This window comes from Pseudomonas sp. Pse79, from assembly GCF_024519615.1.
Classification (GTDB): domain Bacteria; phylum Pseudomonadota; class Gammaproteobacteria; order Pseudomonadales; family Pseudomonadaceae; genus Aquipseudomonas; species Aquipseudomonas veronii.
In genome coordinates this window covers 1-21,365 of the sequence record NZ_JALJRR010000021.1, presented here as the reverse complement: position 1 = coordinate 21,365, position 21,365 = coordinate 1, and the positions used below count along the sequence as shown (strand labels likewise).

Annotated in this window: 23 protein-coding genes and 1 pseudogene; 1 reads left to right on the top strand and 23 read right to left on the bottom strand. The window is 61.4% G+C overall.

The window, feature by feature from the left end; translation table 11 throughout:
• Positions 1 to 17 precede the first annotated feature (17 nt).
• The 14 genes from NR164_RS22870 to flhA form a co-directional block, all read right to left on the bottom strand.
• Positions 18 to 410 (bottom strand): DUF2802 domain-containing protein, encoded by a 393-nt coding sequence (locus NR164_RS22870; protein WP_046382529.1) that lies wholly within the window; start codon positions 408 to 410, stop codon positions 18 to 20.
• Positions 411 to 893, bottom strand: a complete 483-nt coding sequence (locus NR164_RS22865) for a chemotaxis protein CheW (RefSeq protein ID WP_017849392.1) — start codon at positions 891 to 893, stop codon at positions 411 to 413.
• 80 nt (positions 894 to 973) lie between these two features.
• Positions 974 to 1,771, bottom strand: coding sequence for a CheW domain-containing protein (locus NR164_RS22860; protein WP_256823297.1), 798 nt, complete (start codon positions 1,769 to 1,771; stop codon positions 974 to 976).
• The gene (locus NR164_RS22855) at positions 1,771 to 2,559 is read right to left on the bottom strand and encodes a ParA family protein (RefSeq protein WP_017849390.1); all 789 of its coding nucleotides are present in this window, start codon (positions 2,557 to 2,559) and stop codon (positions 1,771 to 1,773) included. Before NR164_RS22855 ends, NR164_RS22860 begins: the two co-directional genes overlap by 1 nt.
• A 50-nt stretch (positions 2,560 to 2,609) precedes the next feature.
• Positions 2,610 to 3,497 carry a flagellar motor protein MotD gene (gene motD / locus NR164_RS22850; RefSeq protein ID WP_017849389.1) on the bottom strand — a complete coding sequence of 296 codons (888 nt, stop codon included), beginning with the start codon at positions 3,495 to 3,497 and terminating at the stop codon, positions 2,610 to 2,612.
• A gap of 142 nt (positions 3,498 to 3,639) precedes the next feature.
• A complete protein-coding gene (locus NR164_RS22845) occupies positions 3,640 to 4,380 on the bottom strand; it encodes a flagellar motor protein (RefSeq protein WP_017849387.1) in 741 nt (246 codons plus the stop codon).
• Positions 4,380 to 5,504, bottom strand: a complete 1,125-nt coding sequence (locus NR164_RS22840) for a chemotaxis response regulator protein-glutamate methylesterase (protein ID WP_079444447.1) — start codon at positions 5,502 to 5,504, stop codon at positions 4,380 to 4,382. The genes NR164_RS22845 and NR164_RS22840 overlap by 1 nt, the downstream gene beginning before the upstream one ends.
• A 48-nt stretch (positions 5,505 to 5,552) precedes the next feature.
• A complete protein-coding gene (locus NR164_RS22835) occupies positions 5,553 to 7,820 on the bottom strand; it encodes a chemotaxis protein CheA (protein ID WP_256823296.1) in 2,268 nt (755 codons plus the stop codon).
• 11 nt (positions 7,821 to 7,831) lie between these two features.
• The gene (locus tag NR164_RS22830) at positions 7,832 to 8,620 is read right to left on the bottom strand and encodes a protein phosphatase CheZ (protein WP_017845401.1); all 789 of its coding nucleotides are present in this window, start codon (positions 8,618 to 8,620) and stop codon (positions 7,832 to 7,834) included.
• Between the two features lie 18 nt (positions 8,621 to 8,638).
• The gene (locus NR164_RS22825) at positions 8,639 to 9,013 is read right to left on the bottom strand and encodes a chemotaxis response regulator CheY (protein WP_003192908.1); all 375 of its coding nucleotides are present in this window, start codon (positions 9,011 to 9,013) and stop codon (positions 8,639 to 8,641) included.
• A gap of 168 nt (positions 9,014 to 9,181) precedes the next feature.
• Positions 9,182 to 9,922 carry an RNA polymerase sigma factor FliA gene (fliA, locus tag NR164_RS22820; RefSeq protein WP_017845400.1) on the bottom strand — a complete coding sequence of 247 codons (741 nt, stop codon included), beginning with the start codon at positions 9,920 to 9,922 and terminating at the stop codon, positions 9,182 to 9,184.
• Positions 9,919 to 10,752 (bottom strand): flagellar synthesis regulator FleN, encoded by an 834-nt coding sequence (fleN, locus tag NR164_RS22815; RefSeq protein ID WP_003192912.1) that lies wholly within the window; start codon positions 10,750 to 10,752, stop codon positions 9,919 to 9,921. The genes fliA and fleN overlap by 4 nt, the downstream gene beginning before the upstream one ends.
• Positions 10,753 to 10,857: 105 nt before the next feature.
• Complete coding sequence (flhF, locus tag NR164_RS22810; RefSeq protein ID WP_046382525.1) at positions 10,858 to 12,174, bottom strand: flagellar biosynthesis protein FlhF; 1,317 nt, start codon at positions 12,172 to 12,174, stop codon at positions 10,858 to 10,860.
• Between the two features lie 11 nt (positions 12,175 to 12,185).
• The gene (gene flhA / locus NR164_RS22805) at positions 12,186 to 14,300 is read right to left on the bottom strand and encodes a flagellar biosynthesis protein FlhA (RefSeq protein ID WP_227778909.1); all 2,115 of its coding nucleotides are present in this window, start codon (positions 14,298 to 14,300) and stop codon (positions 12,186 to 12,188) included.
• A 466-nt stretch (positions 14,301 to 14,766) separates the two neighbouring features.
• Between flhA and NR164_RS22800 the strand changes: the two are divergent.
• Positions 14,767 to 15,048 (top strand): annotated as a pseudogene (locus NR164_RS22800) (DUF6124 family protein).
• 109 nt (positions 15,049 to 15,157) lie between these two features.
• Here the strand turns inward: NR164_RS22800 and NR164_RS22795 are convergent.
• The 9 genes from NR164_RS22795 to fliL all read right to left on the bottom strand — a co-directional run bounded on the left by NR164_RS22795 (position 15,158) and on the right by fliL (position 21,134).
• Complete coding sequence (locus tag NR164_RS22795) at positions 15,158 to 15,361, bottom strand: cold-shock protein (RefSeq protein WP_017845394.1); 204 nt, start codon at positions 15,359 to 15,361, stop codon at positions 15,158 to 15,160.
• A 378-nt stretch (positions 15,362 to 15,739) separates the two neighbouring features.
• Positions 15,740 to 16,876, bottom strand: coding sequence for a flagellar biosynthesis protein FlhB (flhB, locus tag NR164_RS22785; RefSeq protein WP_017845392.1), 1,137 nt, complete (start codon positions 16,874 to 16,876; stop codon positions 15,740 to 15,742).
• Positions 16,877 to 16,879: 3 nt separating this feature from the next.
• Complete coding sequence (gene fliR / locus NR164_RS22780; protein ID WP_057003870.1) at positions 16,880 to 17,665, bottom strand: flagellar biosynthetic protein FliR; 786 nt, start codon at positions 17,663 to 17,665, stop codon at positions 16,880 to 16,882.
• Between the two features lie 4 nt (positions 17,666 to 17,669).
• Positions 17,670 to 17,939: a flagellar biosynthesis protein FliQ gene (fliQ, locus tag NR164_RS22775; protein ID WP_003175300.1), complete on the bottom strand. Its 270-nt coding sequence runs from the start codon at positions 17,937 to 17,939 to the stop codon at positions 17,670 to 17,672.
• A 4-nt stretch (positions 17,940 to 17,943) separates the two neighbouring features.
• Positions 17,944 to 18,687 (bottom strand): flagellar type III secretion system pore protein FliP, encoded by a 744-nt coding sequence (fliP, locus tag NR164_RS22770; protein ID WP_046382522.1) that lies wholly within the window; start codon positions 18,685 to 18,687, stop codon positions 17,944 to 17,946.
• Positions 18,687 to 19,130 carry a flagellar biosynthetic protein FliO gene (gene fliO / locus NR164_RS22765; RefSeq protein ID WP_026139822.1) on the bottom strand — a complete coding sequence of 148 codons (444 nt, stop codon included), beginning with the start codon at positions 19,128 to 19,130 and terminating at the stop codon, positions 18,687 to 18,689. Before fliO ends, fliP begins: the two co-directional genes overlap by 1 nt.
• A gap of 1 nt (position 19,131) precedes the next feature.
• Complete coding sequence (gene fliN, locus NR164_RS22760; RefSeq protein ID WP_017845388.1) at positions 19,132 to 19,599, bottom strand: flagellar motor switch protein FliN; 468 nt, start codon at positions 19,597 to 19,599, stop codon at positions 19,132 to 19,134.
• A 56-nt stretch (positions 19,600 to 19,655) separates the two neighbouring features.
• On the bottom strand, positions 19,656 to 20,624 hold the full coding sequence (fliM, locus tag NR164_RS22755) for a flagellar motor switch protein FliM (RefSeq protein ID WP_017845387.1): 969 nt from the start codon (positions 20,622 to 20,624) through the stop codon (positions 19,656 to 19,658).
• A 9-nt stretch (positions 20,625 to 20,633) separates the two neighbouring features.
• A complete protein-coding gene (gene fliL, locus NR164_RS22750; protein WP_017845386.1) occupies positions 20,634 to 21,134 on the bottom strand; it encodes a flagellar basal body-associated protein FliL in 501 nt (166 codons plus the stop codon).
• Between the last annotated feature and the right edge of the window lie 231 nt (positions 21,135 to 21,365).

Genomic DNA, 21,365 nt, shown 5'->3' with positions numbered 1-21,365 from the left:
TACCCATCAGCGCGCAATCAGCTTTTGTGCAACTTACTCATCAACTGCGCCTCAGCCTGGGTCAGGCCGCACGACTGCGTCAGCTCATCCACGGTCGCGCCCATGCCGACCAGCTTCGCCGCCTGGGCAAAAGACAGGCTGGAGGGATCGCGCTGTTCAATCTGCGCCAGCTTGTCCGGCAACGGCCCGAGGATCGCGCGCAGTTCATGCACCTCATCCCCGACCCGCACCGCACTTTGCTGGAAGTGATCGACGCGCTTGGCCAACTCCACCACGCGCCGGTCACGCACGGCATCGCGTTCGGCCTGTTGCACCACCCACTCGCGTTGCTGGCGCACATAGCGCAGCAAAAACGCCAACGTCCCGGCCCACAACAGGGCCAGGACGATCACCGCTGCTTCAAGGAACAATCAGATGTTCTCCAGATCCGACCATTCTTCTTCGCTCATCATTTTGTCCAGCTCGACCAGAATCAGCAGTTCGCCGTTCTTGTTGCAGACGCCCTGGATGAACTTGGCCGACTCTTCGTTACCCACGTTCGGCGCGGTTTCCACTTCCGATTGGCGCAGGTAAACCACTTCGGCCACGCTGTCGACCATGATCCCGACCACTTGCTTGTCGGCCTCGATGATGACGATGCGGGTGTTGTCGTTGACTTCGGTCGGTATCAGACCGAAACGCTGGCGGGTGTCGATCACCGTCACCACGTTGCCGCGCAGGTTGATGATGCCCAGCACGTAGCTTGGCGCACCCGGAACCGGAGCGATTTCGGTGTAGCGCAGCACTTCCTGCACGCGCATGACGTTGATGCCGTAGGACTCGTTGTCCAGTTTGAAGGTAACCCATTGCAGGATCGGATCATCCAAACCTTGTGCGGACGCTGACTTATTCATACCCCTGACCCCTTCAAATGCCGTTGGACACGGCGTGTGTGCTTCTTTGGCCGCACAACCGTGCGGCCGATCTTGTTCAATTAACTGCGTTGCTGGCCCGGCATCGACTTGACCGCGCCGCTGGCGATCAACTCGGCCAGTTCGGCGACGTCGAGCAACGCGCACATGTGTTCGATCACGGTGCCCGCCAACCAAGGGCGCTGGCCCCGTTGGCTGCGCCATTTGATTTCATTCGGGTCCAGGCGCAACGAGCGGCTGACTTGATGCACGGCCAGCCCCCACTCGTAGCCTTGCACCGAAATCACGTATTGCAAGCCCTGGCGGAAATCATCGCGGTAGCGGTCGGGCATCACCCAGCGCGCGGTGTCCAGCACCTTGAGGTTGCCGGCCTGGCTGGGCAGGATGCCGAGGAACCACTCCGGTTGCCCGAACAGCGGTGTCAGCTCCTGGCCTTCCAGGGAATAAATCGAGCCCAGGCACACCAGCGGCACCGCCAGGGTCAACCCGGCGACGTCGAACAGCAGGCATTCGAACGGCTCGGCGGCCCACGCCGGGCGGCCGTCGCCGGTGACCGGCGGCGGCGTGATGCTCGGCGGCAGGTGGACTTCAACCACCGGCTCGACCACCACGGGTGCGACCGGCACAGGCGCAACCACGACCGGTGGACTCGGCACCATCACCTGCGCATCACGCGCCTGTTCTTCCAGCACCGCCAACTGGAATTCATCCAGTGTGCTTTGTGCGTCTACGGCGGGTTCGAGGACCAGCAGCGGTTCCGGCAGTTCTTCCTCGGTCGCGTCCTGCAGCAAGGCATCCAGGTAGGATTCCAGTGCCAGTTGCGGCCGCGTCTTGACCTTGAGTTCGACAGGACGGTTCATCACGCCACCTGCGCCACAAGCTGTTGCGACAGCAGGTGCTTGAGCAGCGCGCGGTACGCCAGCACGCCGCGACTTTTACCGTCGAACTGCGAAGGGGTCAGGCCGGCGCGGCTGGCGTCGCGCAGGCGCGTGTCCACCGGGATATAGCCTTGCCAGATGGTGTCCGGGTAGGCGTCGCGCAGTACGCGCAAGGTGCCGAGGGACGCTTGGGTGCGGCGGTCGAACAACGTCGGCACGATGCTGAACGGCAGCGCCTGTTTGCGTGAGCGGTTGATCATCGCCAGGGTGCTGACCATGCGTTCCAGGCCCTTGACCGCGAGGTGCTCGGTCTGCACCGGGATCACCAACTGCTGGCTGGCCGCCAAGGCGTTGACCATCAGCACGCCGAGCAACGGCGGGCTGTCGATGATCGCGTAGTCGAAGTCCTGCCACAGTTGCGCCAGGGTCTTGGCGATCACCAGGCCCAGGCCGCTCTGCCCCGGCGACTGGCGCTCAAGGGTGGCCAGGGCGGTGCTCGACGGCAGCAGGGAAATGCTTTCATTGCTGGTGGGCAGCAGCAGTTGCCCGGGCAGATCGCTCGGCACGCTGCCCTTGTGCAGGAACAGGTCGTAGCAGCTGTGCTCCAGCGCGTCCGGGTCGTAGCCGAAATAGCTGGTCATCGAGCCGTGGGGGTCCAGGTCGACCACGACCACGCGCTTGCCCGCCTCGGCCAGCAAGCCGGCTAAGGCGATGGAGGTGGTGGTCTTGCCGACTCCACCTTTTTGATTGGCAACTGCCCAGACTCTCATTCGGTTGATTCCTCCCGGCGGGCACAGGCGCGACCGAGACAGTGCATAGGTTATTGAGCCGGTGACGGAGAATTGACGGAGCTTTGCCGTACCGGCGGCTTTGCAAGGGCCGGTGCAGTTTGTGTGCCAGCCCGCTTCAATGCCGCGTCCGGGGTTGCATTTGCCGTGCCGGTGCCGGTCAGGCTGCGGCGCACATCCAGGTTGCGCGAGACCACCAGCACCACCCGGCGGTTGCGGGCGCGGCCTTCCGCCGTGGCGTTATTGGCCACCGGCTGGAACTCGCCGTAGCCGACCGACGCCAGGCGACCGGGGTTCACGCCCTGCATCGCGAGCATCCGCACGATGCTCGCCGCCCGGGCCGACGACAGCTCCCAGTTGGTCGGGTACTGCGCGGTACTGATGGGGATATTGTCGGTGAAGCCTTCGACGTGGATCGGGTTTTCAAACGGCTTGAGGATCGCCGCCACCTTGTCGATGATGGTGAACGCCTGGTCGCTGGGCATGGCATCGGCGCTGGCGAACAGCAGGCTCGAATTGAGCTCGATCTCCACCCACAACTCATTGCCGCGCACGGTCATCTGGTTGGAGCTGATCAAGTCGCCGAACGCGGCGCTGATATCGTCGGCGATGCTTTTCAGCGGGTCGCCGGTGCCGCCCATGCCGGCGGAGGTCTCATCGCTGTCGTTGACCAGCGGCTTGGCCGGGGTCACGGTCTTGGGCCGCTCTTCGCCGATCGGGATCGGCTTGAGCGAACGATCGGCGTCGTTGAACACGCCGATCAGCGCTTGGGAAATGACTTTGTACTTGCCTTCGTTGATCGACGAGATGGAGTACATCACCACGAAAAACGCGAACAGCAAGGTGATGAAGTCCGCGTAGGACACCAGCCAGCGTTCATGGTTGACGTGTTCTTCAGGCTCGCGACGGCGACGGCTCACAGACGATTACCTCCGCAAAACGAATCACCTGCAGGAGCGGGCTTGCTCGCGAAAAATCCGAGAGCAACGCGTTCATCCAAGATGCCCGCGTCATCGTTGACGATTTTCGCGAACAAGCTCGCTCCTACACGTTTCATGTACATCAATCCATGAAGCCCTGGAGCTTCAATTCGATGGAGCGCGGGTTCTCGCCCTCGGCAATCGACAGGATGCCTTCGAGCAACATTTCACGGTAACGCGACTGGCGCAGGGCAATCGACTTGAGCTTGCTGGCCACCGGCAACAGCACCAGGTTGGCACTCGCCACACCGTAGATGGTGGCGACAAACGCCACGGCAATGCCGCTGCCCAGTTGCGACGGATCGGCGAGGTTGCCCATCACGTGGATCAGGCCCATCACCGCACCGATGATGCCGATGGTCGGCGCGTAGCCGCCCATGCTTTCAAAGACTTTGGCGGCGTTGATATCGCGGCTTTCCTGGGTGTAGAAATCCACTTCCAGGATGCTGCGAATCGCCTCCGGCTCGGCGCCGTCCACCAGCAATTGCAGGCCTTTGCGCGCGTAGCTGTCGGGCTCGGCATCGGCCACGCCTTCCAGGCCCAGCAGGCCTTCCTTGCGTGCGGTGAGGCTCCAGTTGACCACGCGGTCGATGCCGCCGGCCAGATCGACGCGCGGCGGGAAAATAATCCAGATCAGGATCTGCATGGCACGCTTGAACGAACTCAAGGGCGACTGCAGCAATGCCGCGCCCACGGTGCCACCGATCACGATCAGCGCCGCCGGGCCGTTGGCCAGGGCGCCGAGGTGCCCGCCTTCGAGGTAGTTGCCGCCGATGATCGCGACAAACGCCATGGTGATGCCGATCAGACTCAGTACATCCATCAGAGGCAGGCCTCCACCAAATGCCTGCCGATATCGTCCAGGCTGTAGATCGCGTCGGCCAGCTCAGCCTTGACGATGGCCATCGGCATGCCATAAATCACGCAACTGGCTTCGTCCTGGGCCCAGATCGCACTGCCGCCCTGCTTGAGCAGGCGCGCGCCTTCGCGACCGTCGGCGCCCATGCCGGTGAGTACCACCGCCAGAACTTTGTCGCCGTAGGACTTGGCTGCCGAACCGAAGGTGATATCCACGCAGGGCTTGTAGTTGAGGCGTTCATCGCCCGGCAGGATTTTGATCGCGCCACGGCCATCGACCATCATCTGCTTGCCCCCAGGCGCCAGCAGCGCCAGGCCAGGACGCAGGATGTCGCCATCCTCGGCTTCCTTGACGCTGATGCGGCACAGCTTGTCCAGGCGCTCGGCGAAGGCCTTGGTGAACGCGGCGGGCATGTGCTGGATCAGCACGATCGGCGCCGGGAAGTTGGCCGGCAGTTGGGTCAAGACCCGTTGCAGGGCAACCGGGCCGCCGGTCGAAGTACCAATGGCAACCAGCTTGTAGGCCTTGCGTTTCGGCGCCGGCGAATGGGCGCTTGGCGCAGGTGCCCGCACGGTTGCCGCGGCAGGCCGGGCAACCGCTGCCGGCGCCGGGCGACCGAACGCCGTGCTGGTGGGTGCCGCCGGAGCCGCGACCGGCGCAGGCGCCGGGGCGCTGAACAGGCTGCGACGGTTGCTGCGCGAAATGCTGTGGACCTTCTCGCACAGCATCTGTTTGACCTTCTCGGGGTTGCGCGAGATGTCTTCGAAATTCTTCGGCAGGAAGTCCACCGCACCGGCGTCCAGCGCATCCAGGGTGACCCGGGCGCCTTCGTGGGTCAGCGAGGAGAACATCAATACCGGGGTCGGACAGCGCTGCATGATGTGTCGGACTGCGGTGATGCCATCCATCATCGGCATCTCGTAGTCCATGGTGATCACGTCCGGCTTCAACGCAATGGCTTGATCAATCGCCTCTTTACCGTTGGTGGCCGTGCCGACCACCTGGATCGTTGGATCGGCGGAAAGAATTTCCGAGACGCGGCGGCGGAAGAAACCCGAATCGTCCACCACCAGGACCTTGACTACCATAAACACTCCGTTAGGCGGGGCAGGCAATACCGCCCTGCCCCACCAGAATCAAATACGCCGTGCGGCGTAACGCTTGAGCATGCTCGGAACATCGAGAATCAATGCGATACGACCGTCACCGGTGATGGTCGCACCCGACATGCCCGGGGTTCCCTGCAGCATTTTGCCCAAAGGCTTGATGACCACTTCTTCCTGGCCGACCAGTTGATCGACGACAAAGCCGATGCGCTGGGTGCCCACGGAGAGAATCACCACATGGCCTTCGCGCTGCTCTTCATGGGCGGCCGAGGCGACCAGCCAGCGCTTGAGGTAGAACAGTGGCAACGCTTTGTCGCGCACGATCACCACTTCCTGGCCGTCCACCACGTTGGTGCGCGACAGGTCGAGGTGGAAGATCTCGTTGACGTTGACCAGCGGGAAAGCGAAGGCCTGGTTGCCCAGCATCACCATCAGGGTCGGCATGATCGCCAGGGTCAACGGCACCTTGATGACGATCTTCGAGCCCAGGCCCTTGGTCGAGTAGATATTGATCGAACCGTTGAGCTGGCTGATCTTGGTTTTCACCACGTCCATGCCCACGCCACGGCCCGACACGTCGGAAATCTCGGTCTTGGTCGAGAAGCCCGGCGCGAAAATCAGGTTGTAGCACTCGGTGTCGGTCAAGCGGTCGGCGGCATCCTTGTCCATCACGCCACGCTTGACGGCGATACCGCGCAGGATCGCCGGGTCCATGCCTTTGCCGTCATCGGTGATCGACAGCAGGATATGGTCGCCCTCTTGTTCCGCCGCCAGAATCACCTTGCCGTTACGGGACTTGCCCGCGGCTTCGCGTTCTTCCGGGGTTTCCACGCCGTGGTCGACGGCGTTGCGCACCAAGTGGACCAGCGGGTCGGCCAGGGCCTCGACAAGGTTTTTGTCGAGGTCGGTTTCTTCACCCACCAGTTCCAGGTTGATTTCTTTCTTGAGCTGGCGAGCCAGGTCACGAACCAGGCGCGGGAAGCGACCGAAGACTTTCTTGATCGGCTGCATCCGCGTCTTCATCACCGCGGTCTGCAGGTCGGCAGTGACCACGTCGAGGTTCGACACGGCCTTCTGCATGGCTTCGTCGCCACTGTTCAGGCCCAGGCGCACCAGGCGGTTACGCACCAGCACCAGTTCGCCGACCATGTTCATGATGTCGTCCAGGCGCGCGGTATCCACACGCACCGTGGTTTCGGCTTCGCTGGCAGGCTTGTCGGCCGCGGCGGCGGCCGGGGCACGCGCGGCAGCAGCAGGAGCGGCGGCAGCCGGGGCCGGGGCCGGCTTGACGGCAGCAGGTGCCGCGGCTTTGGCCGGTGCCGGTTTGGCCGCCACCGGGGCTGCCGTCGCCGCAGCGCCAGCGGCCACTTCGGCGAACTTGCCCTTGCCGTGCAATTCGTCGAGCAGGGCTTCGAATTCGTGATCGGAAATCAGCCCGTCGCCGGCAGGTGCGGCAGCGGCAGCGGCAGCCGCAGCAGCCGGTGCGGCAGCAGTTGCGGCGACTTCCGGCAAGGCATCGGCCGCAAAGGAGCCCTTGCCATGCAACTGGTCGAGCAACGCTTCGAATTCGTCGTCGGTAATGTCGGTGCCGGCGGCGGCGGTGGCTGCCGGAACTTGCGAGGTACTCGCAGGTGCTTGCGCCTCAGCCGCAGGTGCAACGGCGTCGGCAGCGAACTGGCCCTTGCCGTGCAACTGATCGAGCAGGGATTCGAATTCTGCGTCGGTAATGTCTTCGCCGGTCGGCGCGGCGGGCGCGGCCACTGCAGCGACCGCTTGCGGCGCTTCGGCTTCGGCCTTGACCGCATTGAGGGAGTCGAGCAGTTGCTCGAACTCGCTGTCGGTGACATCCGCTTCGGCTTCGACCACAGGCTCCGGAGCCGCTTCCACCACCGGCGCGGCCGCGGTGTCGGCAGGCTCCGCCAGACGCGCCAGGGCGGCCAGCAGTTCCGGGGTGGCTGCGGTGATCGGGGCACGTTCGCGAACTTCGCTGAACATGCCGTTGACCGCATCCAGCGCTTCGAGAATCACGTCCATCAGCTCCGAATCAACGTGACGCTCACCCTTGCGCAGGATGTCGAACACGTTCTCGGCGATGTGGCAGCACTCCACCAGCTCATGGAGCTGGAGGAAGCCGGCGCCCCCTTTTACAGTGTGAAAACCGCGAAAAATTGCATTGAGCAGGTTCGCATCATCCGGTCGGCTTTCCAGCTCGACCAGTTGTTCGGACAGTTGCTCTAAAATTTCGCCGGCCTCTACAAGGAAATCCTGAAGGATTTCTTCATCGGCGCCGAAGCTCATGGGTGTGCTCCTTAGAAGCCTAAACTGGATAACAGGTCATCTACGTCATCCTGACCTGACATAACGTCTTCACGTTTATCGGCATGAATCTGCGGACCTTCACCCTTGGCGAGATGTTTTTGTGGATCTTTTTCCGAGAGGATCGCTTCGCGGTCATGTTCGATGCCGGCGAAACGATCAACTTGGCCTGCCATAAGCACCAATTTGAGCAAGTTGCTTTCCACTTCGGTGACCAATTGGGTCACGCGCTTGATCACCTGACCGGTGAGGTCCTGGTAATCCTGGGCGAGCAGAATGTCATTGAGGTTGCTGGACACCGTGTGGTTGTCCTGTTCGCTGCGCGACAGGAAACCCTCGACCCGACGGGCCAACTCACGAAACTCCTCAGCCCCCACTTCCCGACGCATGAAGCGGCCCCAGTCAACGCTGAGGGCCTGGGCTTCGTTGGCCATGCCGTTGACCAGGGGCGTGGCGTTTTCCACCAGGTCCATGGTGCGGTTGGCCGCCGCTTCAGTCAGCCTGACCACATAGGACAGGCGTTCAGTGGCATCGGTGATTTGCGAAATTTCTTCAGCCTGGGGCATGTGCGGGTCAATCTGAAAATTGACGATCGCACTGTGCAGCTCGCGCGTGAGCTTGCCCACTTCCTGATACAGGCCGCGGTCACGGGTCTGGTTAAGCTCATGGATTAACTGCACCGCGTCGCCGAACTGGCCTTTTTCAAGGCTCTCGACCAGTTGGTGAGCATGCTTTTTCAGGGTCGACTCAAAGTCCCCCTGTGACGTTTCTTTATGCTCCATAGCTCCCCCGCGATGGCATTAGCCGTGGATGCGTTCGAAGATTTTTTCGATCTTCTCTTTCAAGGCCAATGCAGTGAATGGCTTGACCACGTAGCCGTTGACCCCGGCCTGGGCGGCTTCGATGATCTGCTCACGCTTGGCTTCGGCGGTCACCATCAACACGGGAAGGCTGCGCAGTTTTTCATCGGCGCGCACATGGCGCAGCAAGTCGATACCGGTCATGCCGGGCATGTTCCAGTCGGTTACCAGAAAGTCGATGCTCCCGCTGTTGAGGATCGGAATCGCCGTAAGGCCGTCATCCGCCTCGACCGTGTTGGTGAACCCCAGGTCACGCAACAGGTTTTTTATGATCCGCCGCATCGTTGAGAAGTCATCAACGATGAGGATTTTCATGTTCTTGTCCAATTCGACCTCCAAGCAGTCTTAAAACGCGTCCAGCACCTGGACGCGCCATTTCAATCAACAGGCGTTACACAAAAAGGACTGCCCAGGGCACCACGAAACTCACCCGCGAAAACCAAGGGCCTCGCGGTAGTGTCTGCAGTGTCCCCACACTGCCTGTCAGCGCGCGCGCCACTCTCCCAGGCGTCCCCGCAAGCGGGCTGCGCACTGGCTGTGCAGCTGGCTGACACGCGATTCGCTGACCCCCAGGACCTCACCGATTTCCTTGAGGTTCAGCTCTTCGTCGTAGTACAGCGCCAACACCAGTCGCTCACGCTCCGGCAGATTGGCAATCGCGTCCGCCAGCGCCCCCTGAAAGCGTTCATCTTCCAGGTCGCGCGACGGTTCGAGATGAGCACTCGCGCCGTCCTCGTGCAGCCCTTCGTGTTCGCCGTCCTGCAACAGGTCGTCGAAACTGAACAGGCGGCTGCCCAAGGTATCGTTCAAAATCCCGTAATAATCGTCGAGACTCAATTGGAGTTCGGCCGCAACTTCGTGATCTTTAGCGTCGCGACCGGTTTTTGCTTCAATTGCACGAATTGCGTCACTGACCATGCGCGTATTGCGGTGTACCGAACGCGGCGCCCAATCCCCTTTACGCACTTCATCGAGCATCGCGCCACGGATACGGATACCCGCATACGTCTCGAAACTCGCACCCTTGCTCGCGTCGTATTTGGTCGATACTTCGAGCAGGCCGATCATGCCGGCCTGGATCAAGTCTTCGACCTGGACACTGGCGGGCAGGCGTGCCAGCAAGTGATAGGCAATGCGCTTGACCAGCGGCGCATAGCGCTCGATCAATTCGCCCTGGCGGTCACGTGCCGAATTTTTGTAAAGGTTATAGCCGCTGGCTGTCATAGCACCGGTCCTGCGCTCGTCTGATGCACCAATCGCTCGACGAAAAACTCCAGATGCCCCCGAGGGTTGGCGGGCAACGGCCAGGTATCGACCTTCTGAGCAATAGCCTTGAACGCCAACGCGCATTTCGAACGAGGGAACGCTTCGTAGACCGCACGCTGCTTTTGCACGGCCTTGCGTACACACTCGTCATAGGGAACTGCGCCGACGTATTGTAAGGCGACATCGAGAAAGCGATCAGTGACCTTGGTCAACTTGGCGAACAGGTTGCGTCCTTCCTGCGGGCTCTGGGCCATGTTGGCCAGCACGCGGAAGCGGTTCATGCCGTAGTCGCGGTTGAGCAGTTTGATCAGGGCGTAGGCGTCGGTGATCGAGGTGGGTTCATCGCAGACCACCAGCAGGACTTCTTGCGCGGCGCGCACGAAGCTGACCACGGACTCGCCAATCCCGGCGGCGGTGTCGATCACCAGCACGTCGAGGTTGTCGCCGATATCGCTGAACGCCTGGATCAGGCCGGCATGCTGCGCAGGGCTCAAGTGGACCATGCTCTGGGTGCCCGAGGCGGCCGGCACGATGCGGATGCCTCCAGGGCCCTGCAGCAGCACGTCGCGCAGCTCGCAGCGACCCTCGATCACATCGGCGAGGGTGTGTTTGGGCGTGAGCCCCAGCAAAACGTCAACGTTCGCCAACCCAAGGTCAGCATCCAGCAGCATGACACGACGGCCAAGCTCTGCCAGGGCCAGGGACAAATTCACTGACACGTTAGTTTTCCCGACGCCACCTTTGCCGCCGGTCACCGCGATCACCTGTACGGGATGCATGCTGCCCATTTTAATTCTTTACCTTGTCTTGCTTAGACGCAGGCTACATGGCTTGGCCGCGTGAATCGCTTGCAGACCATCGATGTAGATACATTTCATGGTGTTCATGCTGCCTCAACCCACCCGCTTTGCCGGGTTGTGGTAAAGGTCAGCGAACATATCGGCCATCGCTTCCTCGCTAGGCTCTTCTTGCATTTGCACGCTGACGGCACGGCTGACCAACTGATGACGGCGCGGCAGATGCAAATCATCCGGAATCCGCGGCCCGTCGGTCAGGTAGGCGACCGGAAGTTCATGACTGATAGCCAGGCTCAGCACCTCGCCCAGGCTCGCGGTTTCGTCGAGCTTGGTGAGGATGCATCCGGCCAGGCCGCAGCGCTTGTAGCTATGGTACGCAGCGGTAAGAACTTGTTTTTGGCTGGTGGTTGCAAGCACCAGGTAATTTTTTGCCTTGATGCCACGCCCGGCCAGGCTCTCCAGCTGCATGCGCAACGCCGGATCGCTGGCTTGCAGGCCGGCGGTATCGATCAGCACCACACGTTTGCGCAGCAACGGATCGAGGGCGTTGGCCAGGGACTGGCCCGGGTCGACGTGGGTCACCGACACATTGAGGATGCGGCCCAGGGTCTTGAGTTGCTCCTGGGCACCGATGCGGTAGCTGTCCATGCTTACCAGCGCGATGTTCTGGGCGCCGTACTTGAGCACGTAGCGCGCCGCCAGCTTGGCCAGCGTGGTGGTCTTGCCCATGCCGGCAGGGCCGACCATGGCGATCACGCCGCCCTCTTCCAGGGGTTCGAGTTCCGGGGTGACGATCATCCGCGCCAGGTGGGCCAGCAACATGCGCCAGGCCTGGCGAGGTTCTTCGATTTCGCTGGTCAGCGCCAGCAGGTCGCGGGACAACGGGCCGGACAGGCCGATGCGTTGCAGGCGACGCCACAGGTTGGCCTGTTGCGGCTTGCTGCCTTGCAGTTGGGTCCAGGCCAGCGAACCGAGCTGCACTTCCAGCAGCTCGCGCAGGCCGTTGAGCTCAAAGCGCATCGAGTCGAACACACGCTGGTCGACTGCGGCGGCCGGGGCAGGCGCGGCAGGACGCGGCGGTTCGATGAACGTCGGCTCGACCAGCGGCTCGGCGGCGGTCAGCGGCAGGCCGGCGAACAACTGGCGATTGGTGGTCGCATCGCTGTCACCGCGCATGCTCAGTTCGGCCTGGGCCGAGACAATGCGCGAGGCCGTCTTGCGCAGCTCGTCTTCAAGCTCCATGTTCGGGACACGCGGGGCCAGCGCCGAAGGGGTGTAATCCAGGGCAGCCGTCAGCTCGACACCGCCGGCAATACGACGGTTACCGATAATCGCAGCGTCGGCGCCCAGCTCGTCACGTACCAGTTTCATGGCCTGACGCATATCGGCGGCGAAAAAACGCTTTACTTGCATAACCCACTACCTCAGCCGTTGGGCCCTACTGTCGCGACGATAGTCACTTGCTTGTTGTCAGGGATTTCCTGATAAGCCAAAACGTGCAAATTCGGCACTGCCAGGCGTCCAAACCGCGACAACATCGCTCGGACCGGGCCTGCCACCAGCAGAATCACCGGCTGGCCCTGCATTTCCTGACGCTGCGCTGCTTCGATCAACGAACGCTGCAGTTTTTCAGCCATGCTTGGCTCCAGCAGAACGCCCTCTTCCTGGCCCTGTCCTGCCTTCTGAATACTATTGAGCAATATTTGTTCCAACCTTGGCTCCAAGGTGATCACAGGCAGCTCAGACTCAATCCCTACAATGCTTTGTACGATAGCGCGGGATAATCCAACGCGCACGGCGGCCACCAACGCGGCAGTATCTTGACTCTTGGCGGCATTGTTGGCGATGGCCTCGGCGATGCTGCGAATGTCGCGCACCGGCACCTGTTCGGCCAGCAGCGCCTGCAGCACCTTGAGCAATTGCGACAGCGACAGCACGCCCGGCACCAGCTCTTCGGCGAGCTTGGGCGAGGCTTTGGCCAGCAAACCCATTAGTTGCTGGACTTCTTCGTGGCCGATCAGCTCGTGGGAGTGCTTGTACAGAATCTGGTTGAGGTGCGTGGCGACCACGGTGCTGGCGTCCACCACGGTGTAGCCGAGGGACTGCGCCTGGCTGCGCTGGCTGACTTCGATCCAGACCGCTTCCAGACCAAAAGCCGGATCTTTGGCGGTTATACCGTTCAGCGTACCGAACACCTGGCCCGGGTTGATCGCCAGCTCGCGGTCGGGGTAGATCTCCGCTTCGGCGAGGATCACGCCCATCAGGGTCAGGCGGTAGGCGCTGGGGGCCAGGTCGAGGTTGTCGCGGATATGCACAGTGGGCATCAGGAAGCCCAGGTCCTGGGACAGCTTCTTGCGCACGCCCTTGATCCGCGCGAGCAATTGGCCGCCCTGGTTGCGGTCGACCAACGGGATCAGGCGGTAGCCGACTTCCAGGCCGATCATGTCGATCGGGGTCACATCGTCCCAGCCCAACTCCTTGGTTTCCTGGGCGCGGGCCGGCGACGGCAGCAGTTCCTGCTGGCGCGCGATTTCTTGCTGGGCCTTCACCTTGACCAAGTTCTGCTTTTTCCAGAACAGGTAGGCGCCACCGGCGGCCATCGCCGCCATGCTCAAGAACGAGACGTGGGGCATGCCGGGCACAATGCCCATGATCGCCATGATGCCCGCCGCCACGGCCAGCGCCTTGGGCGAGGCGAACATCTGCCGGCTGATCTGCTTGCCCATGTCTTCGGAGCCCGACGCACGGGTCACCATGATCGCCGCAGCTGTGGATAACAACAGTGATGGCAATTGCGCCACTAAACCGTCACCGATGGTCAGCAGGGCGTAGACCTTGCCCGCATCGCCGAAGGTCATGCCATGCTGGAAGATCCCGACCGCCATGCCGCCGATCAGGTTGATGAACAGAATCAACAGGCCGGCGATGGCGTCACCGCGCACGAATTTGCTGGCACCGTCCATGGAACCGTAGAACTCGGCTTCTTGGGCCACTTCCAGGCGACGCGATTTAGCCTGGTTCTGGTCGATCAGGCCGGCGTTGAGGTCGGCGTCGATGGCCATCTGTTTGCCGGGCATGGCGTCGAGGGTAAAGCGCGCGCTCACCTCGGAAATCCGCCCGGCGCCCTTGGTCACCACCACGAAGTTGATGATCATCAGGATCGCGAACACCACGATACCGACCACGTAGTTACCGCCGATCACCACCTCGCCGAAGGCCTGGATCACCTTACCGGCGGCGGCATGCCCGTCCTGGCCGTGGAGCATGACCACGCGGGTCGACGCCACGTTCAACGCCAGCCGCAACAGCGTGGCGATCAGCAGGATGGTGGGGAACACCGCGAAATCCAGCGGCCGCAACGCGTAGACGCAGACCAGCAGGACCACGACGGACAAGGCAATGTTGAAGGTGAAGAACACGTCGAGCAGGAACGGCGGCATCGGCAACATCATCATTGCCAGCATCACCAGCAACAACAACGGCACACCCAGATTGCCCCGCGAGAGGTCAGTCAGGGTGCTGCGGGCCGTGCTGAGCATTTGAGAGCGATCTACCACCGGTACTCCTCGCATCCTTGAAGCAAACTTTTGACGCCGAGAGGCGTCCTGGAGGCGCTATTGCAAGAAGCCTTCCAACTTCTGTTCTCCGAGTTGGATCAGTGACTAAGGAGCAAGCGCCCTCGCCACAAGTGTTCGCCTGCAGAGGTTGCGAAACTTCCGATAAGTGTTTGAGGTTGCCCCTAGGAAACTCGCTCTCTAGTCTCCGTACTTCGCTGCACACGCGGCGGTCGGGCGTCGCGGCCCATGTAAATTCAGGCGCAAAGTGCCATTGTCCGCTTTCAGTTGACGTTTTTTTATCGTCTATTGTGCGGCGCTACGGTGGCTGTGCGCGGGATACCTTCGGGTATGCCGGTTTCCTGATTCCGGTCCGCGAACCTGCGTACAGCTGCCACCCCATCGCATCGCGGCGATCAGTGGCAGCTCCACTTAAATCAGGAGCGTCACAATGGTTAAACCAACCCCAAATCCCCCGCGCGGCACCAATACCCCACCCACCGTGCTGTTCACCCTCATCGACGGCATCAGCACCGAAGACCTGCTGGTCAACCTCACCGAAACCCTGGCTTGCGCACACGCCCTGACCTGCGACTTCGCCTTTGATCTGGAAGGATCACGGTGAGAAGGGGCGCTGGGAATTGCGCAATTGGTTGGGGTAGCGCGGTTATTGGCCGAGCGAGTCCTGGATGACATCGAGCCATCAGCCGAGACCGAACTGGGTAAACCCTAGACAGGCATCCAACCCAGTGATCGTTCCCGCCAGTGGGAACGATCAACTTTTGCTTCAAGGGGGCAGAGCGCCGAGGGGCGCGGCGAAGGGATGCTATCAGTGGCGATCTTTATACAGGACGCACATTCTCGGCCTGCGGGCCTTTTTGGCCCTGCGTCACGTCGTATTCCACTTTTTGATTTTCTTCCAAACTTTTGAAACCGGTGCCGGTGATTGCTGAATAGTGGACAAACACGTCCGTGCTGCCGTCGTCGGGAGAAATAAAACCAAACCCCTTCTCCGCGTTAAACCATTTCACAGTGCCCGTTGCCATGGCCGTTCTCCGTACACTTCAATTAAGAACTTACACAGGTGTCGTCAGATCAGTTGAATGTCGCATGCATAGATGCCCGCCGGTCGATGGATCATCCAAAACTGCACTTTCTGCCCCTCCGAAAGCAGGCATCCATCCGAACTGCACAGATCTACCAACACATCGTCTCCCCCACTATCCAACGCAATCGAACCCAATCCGGTCTGCTGGTCATAAGACTTAACCCGGCCTGTGAATAGCTGCATCGCCCCACTCCCGGCATTTTACTTCGCAGTACCTGAGGCAATAGAACCGCGAGAAGGCGAAAGTGACGACTGTCAAAGTTGACAGGTCAGGAAGGTTTACGACGAATGGCACGGTGCCAATTTGAACAGTTGGTCAGGAATCGCGCCGCAAATCCGGCGGAATCGGCAGGTCCTTGAGTGGATCGGGGCGCTTGCCTTTGCCCGCGCGGTACTGGCGGATCTGGTAGACGTAGGCCAATACCTGGGCCACGGCCAGGTACAGCCCGGCGGGGATTTCCTGGTCGAGGTCGGTGGAGTAGAAGATCGAACGCGCCAGCTCCGGCGACTCCAGCAACAGGATGTCGTTGGCCACGGCGATTTCGCGGATTTTCAGCGCCGTGAAGTCGCTGCCCTTGGCCAGCAGCATCGGCGCGCCGCCCTTCTCCGGGTCGTACTTGAGGGCCACGGCGTAGTGGGTCGGGTTAGTGATCACCACGTCGGCGTCGGGCACCGAAGCCATCATCTTGCGCTGGGACATTTCGCGCTGCAGTTGGCGAATGCGCTGCTTGACCTCGGGGCGGCCTTCCTGGTCCTTGTGTTCGTCGCGCACTTCCTGCTTGGTCATCAGCAGTTTCTTGTGGCTTTCCCACAACTGGATCGGCGCATCCACGGCGGCGATCAGGATCAGCCCGGCGGCCATCCACAACGCACTCCAGCCCACCACTTGCACGCTGTGGATGATCGCCGACTCCAACGGCTCATGGGCGATGCGCAGCAGGTCATCGATGTCGGAGGACAATACCACCAAGGCCACGAACAGAATCAGGATGAACTTGGCCAGGGCCTTGAGCAGTTCCACCAACGCCTTGGTGGAAAACATGCGCTTGAGCCCCGCCGCCGGGTTCATGCGGCTGAATTTTGGCGCCATGCTGCTCGCGGCGAACAGCCAGCCTCCAAGGGCGACTGGGCCGATCAGCGCGGCCAGGAGCAAGGTGATCAAAATCGGCTGCACGGCCAGGATCGCGATTTTCCCCGAATGCAGCAGGTACTGCCCCATGGCGCCGGGGCTGAGCAGCACTTCACGGGGCAGGCTGAAGTTGAGTTTCATCAACTCCATCAGGTCGAGCGCCAGGCCGCCGCCGTAGATCAGCAAGGCGCCGGCACCGGCCATCATCGTCGCGACGGTGTTGAGCTCTTTGGAGCGGGCAATCTCGCCCTTTTCCCGGGAGTCCTTTTTTCGTTTCTCCGTGGGGTCTTCTGTTTTGTCCTGACCACTCTCGCTCTCGGCCATGGCTCAGCGCGCCCGTGCCAGATCACGTAAGAACTGCAAGGCGTCGCTCGCCAGCGGTTGATACTGATTGAGAATGTCGGCCATGCCGATCCAGAAAATCCCCATGCCCAATACCAGGGTCAACGGGAAACCGATAGAGAAGATATTCAGCTGCGGCGCCGCGCGGGTCATCACCCCAAACGCGATGTTGACCACCAGCAGCGCGGTGATCGCCGGCAGCACCAGCAACAGCGAAGCGCCCAACACCCAACTGAGGCGCCCCACCAGTTCCCAGAAGTGATTGACCACCAACCCCGAGCCGACCGGCAAGGTGGTGAAACTTTCGGTCAGCACCTCGAACACCACCAGGTGGCCGTTCATGGCCAGGAACATCAAGGTCACCAGCATGGTCAGGAACTGCCCGATCACCGCCGCCGACACGCCGTTGGTGGGGTCGACCATCGACGCAAAACCCATACCCATCTGGATCGAGATGATTTGCCCGGCGATCACGAATGCCTGGAAGAACAGTTGCAGAGAGAAACCCAGCAGCGAGCCGATCAGGATCTGCTCGGCAATCAGCATCAGCGCACTGAGGTCCAGCGCATTGACCGCAGGCATCGGCGGCAAGCCCGGCACCAGCACCACGGTGATCGCCACCGCGAAGTACAGGCGGATGCGCCGTGGTACCAGGGTGGTGCCGAACACTGGCATGCTCATCAGCACCGCCGTGACCCGGAACAGCGGCAAGATAAACGACGCGACCCAGGTGCTGATCTGGGTGTCGGTCAACGCCAGCAGTGATTGCATGCGGTCAGCCGATCAACTGCGGAATACTGCCGTACAGCTGCAGGATATATTCCATGAAGGTTTGCACCAGCCACGGGCCGGCGACAATCAACGTGACCAGCATCACCAGCAGGCGCGGCAGGAAGCTCAGGGTTTGTTCGTTGATCTGGGTCGCGGCCTGGAACATCGCCACCAGCAGGCCGACCAACAGGCTCGGCACCACCAGCACGGCAACCATCATCGTGGTCAGCCACAACGCTTCACGGAACAGGTCGACGGCAACTTCTGGGGTCATAGCCCTACACTCCGCCGAAACTGCTGGCCAACGTGCCGATGATCAGTGCCCAGCCGTCCACCAGCACAAACAGCATGATTTTGAACGGCAACGAGATGATCAGCGGCGACAGCATCATCATCCCCATGGCCATCAGCACGCTCGCCACCACCAGGTCGATGATCAGGAACGGGATAAAGATCATGAAACCGATCTGGAACGCCGTCTTCAGTTCCGAGGTGACGAACGCCGGCACCAGGATCGTCAGCGGCGCCTGGTCCGGCGTGGCGATGTCGGTGCGCTTGGACAGGCGCATGAACAGCTCAAGGTCGCTGGAGCGGGTCTGCGACAGCATGAAGTCTTTGATCGGGCCTTGGGCCTTGTCGATGGCGTCTTGCGCCGTGAGCTTTTCCGCGAGGTAAGGCTGCAGGGCTTGCTGGTTCACCTTGTCGAAGACCGGCGCCATGATGAACATCGTCAAGAACAGCGCCATGCCCGTGAGGATCTGGTTCGATGGCGTCTGTTGCAGGCCCAGGGCCTGACGCAGGATCGAGAACACGATAATGATGCGCGTGAAGCTGGTCATCAGCATGACAAACGCCGGGATAAAACTCAGCGCCGTCATGATCAGCAGGATCTGCAGGCTGACCGAATACTCCTGGGCCCCGGCCGCGTTGGTGCCAAGCGTAATCGCCGGGATCGACAACGGGTCGGCGGCGAACGCCAATGGCGCGGCCAGCCACAGCATGAGCGTCAATAAAACGCGCATTACTTCTTATCCTTCTGATCCTTGCCCAGCAATTCCATCAGGCGCTGGGCGAATTCTGGCGTGGCGGCTTGGGTCGGGGCGACGTTGACCGGGGTCTTGAGCACATGCAGCGGGGTGATGCGGCCGGGGGTGAGGCCCAGCAGGATCTGTTCCTCGCCCACCTGCACCAGCACCAGCCGATCACGCGGGCCGAGGGCGCGCGAGCCGATCATCTCGATGACCTGGGCGTTGCCCGGGCCAATGTTCTGCACCCGACGCATCAACCAGGCCAGCACGAAAATCAGCCCGACCACCAGCAGCAGGCCCAGTACCAGTTGGGTCAACTGACCGCCGATACCGCTGCTCACCACCGGTGCCGCCGCCGCGGCCGCCTGCGCGACCGGCTCGGCCGCGAGGGCGCTCAATGGCAGCGCCAGCAACAGTCCCGCCATCGAATACTTCATGTCAGCGCAGCTTCTTGATGCGTTCGCTCGGGCTGATCACGTCGGTCAGGCGAATGCCGAACTTTTCGTTGACCACCACCACTTCGCCATGGGCGATCAGCGTGCCGTTGACCAGCACGTCCAGCGGCTCGCCGGCCAAGCGGTCAAGCTCGATCACCGAGCCCTGGTTGAGCTGCAGCAGGTTGCGGATGTTGATGTCGGTGCTGCCGACTTCCATGGAGATCGACACCGGGATGTCGAGAATCACGTCCAGGTTCGGGCCGTCGAGGCTCACCGGGTCGTTGTTCTTCGGCACGCTGCCGAATTCTTCCATGGGCAGGCGGTTACTGGCCGGTGCAGTAGAGGCATCGGCCGCCAGCAGCGCGTCGATATCGTCCTGGCCGACATCGCCGGTTTCTTCCAGGGCCGCAGCCCATTCGTCGGCCAGGGCCTGGTCTTCGGCGGAAGTGTTTTCGTGTTCGGTAGCCATTACATGTCCTCGGCGGAGCAAACATTCATAAATAGGGGTGCATCAATACGGGTGACTCAACGCCGGTTGATCGGCTCCACCACTTGCAGCGCCAGGTTGCCCTTGTGGGAACCGAGCTTGACCTTGAACGACGGCACGCCGTTGGCGCGCATGATCAGTTCTTCCGGCAACTCGACGGGAATCACGTCGCCCGGTTGCATGTGCAAGATATCCCGCAGGCGCAACTGACGACGCGCCACGGTGGCGCTCAGCGGCACGTCGACGTCCAGCAGGTCTTCGCGCAGGGCCTTGACCCAGCGTTCATCCTGATCGTCGAGGTCGGACTGGAAGCCGGCATCGAGCATTTCGCGCACCGGCTCGATCATCGAGTACGGCATGGTCACGTGCAGGTCACCGCCACCGCCATCGAGTTCGATGTGGAACGTCGACACCACAATCGCTTCGCTGGGGCCGACGATGTTGGCCATGGCCGGGTTCACTTCCGAGTTGATGTACTCGAAGTTGACTTCCATGATCGCCTGCCAGGCTTCCTTCAAGTCGATGAAGGCCTGCTCCAGCACCATCCGCACCACCCGCAGTTCCGTGGGGGTGAATTCCCGGCCTTCGATCTTGGCGTGACGGCCGTCGCCGCCGAAGAAGTTGTCCACCAGCTTGAACACCAGTTTGGCGTCGAGGATGAACAACGCCGTGCCGCGCAATGGCTTGATCTTGACCAGGTTGAGGCTGGTAGGCACGTACAGCGAGTGTACGTATTCACCGAACTTCATCACCTGCACGCCGCCCACCGCCACGTCCGCCGAGCGGCGCAGCATGTTGAACATGCTGATGCGGGTGTAACGGGCGAAACGCTCGTTGATCATTTCCAGGGTCGGCATGCGTCCACGGACGATGCGATCCTGGCTGGTCAGGTCATAACTTTTGACGCTGCCGGGTTCGGCAGCCGTTTCGGTCTGTACCAGACCATCGTCCACGCCATGCAGCAGCGCATCGATTTCATCCTGGGACAGCAGGTCTTGCACGGCCATGTGGTGATCCTACTGCAATACGAAATTAGTGAAGAGCGCCTGCTCGACCACCACTTTGCCGAGCTCTTTCTGGGCCACTTCCTGCACGCTGGCAGTGACCTTCTGGCGCAGCATTTCCTGGCCCACCGGGGTGGCCAGGTTGTCGAAGCTTTGCGCGGAAAACAACATCACCAGGTTGTTGCGGATCACCGGCATATGCACCTTGAGCGCATCAAGGTCCGCCTGGTTGCGCGCCAGCAAGGTGATGCTCACCTGCAGGTAGCGTTGACGACCGTTCTGGTTGAAGTTGGCGACAAAGGCCGGAAGCATCGGCTCGAAGATTGCCGGTTGCTTGACGTTACTGGCAGTTTCGGCGGCGGGCGCCGGTTTGCTCGCACTGCTGTGCATGATGTACCAAGTGCCGCCCACAGAGGCGCCGATGGCCAGGACCAGGGCCAGGACAATCAACAGGATAAGCTTGAGCTTACCCTTGCCTGCAGGTGCTTTTGCTGCGTCGTCGCTCTTCGCCATGCCAATAATCCGTCACTATTCGGGGATTCATAGATCTACGGAAAGGCAAGAGCAAGTGTTATGCCAGAGTTGTCAGGCAGAGCAGGACAGCGGCCACTCCACAGATCCATTGTGGGAGGGGGCTTGCCCCCGATAGCGGAGTTCCAGTCGACCGATCCGTTGACGGGCACACCGCCATCGGGGTGTACAGACGGAGACATCCTTTACAAACGAGACCGGGGACATCCTTTA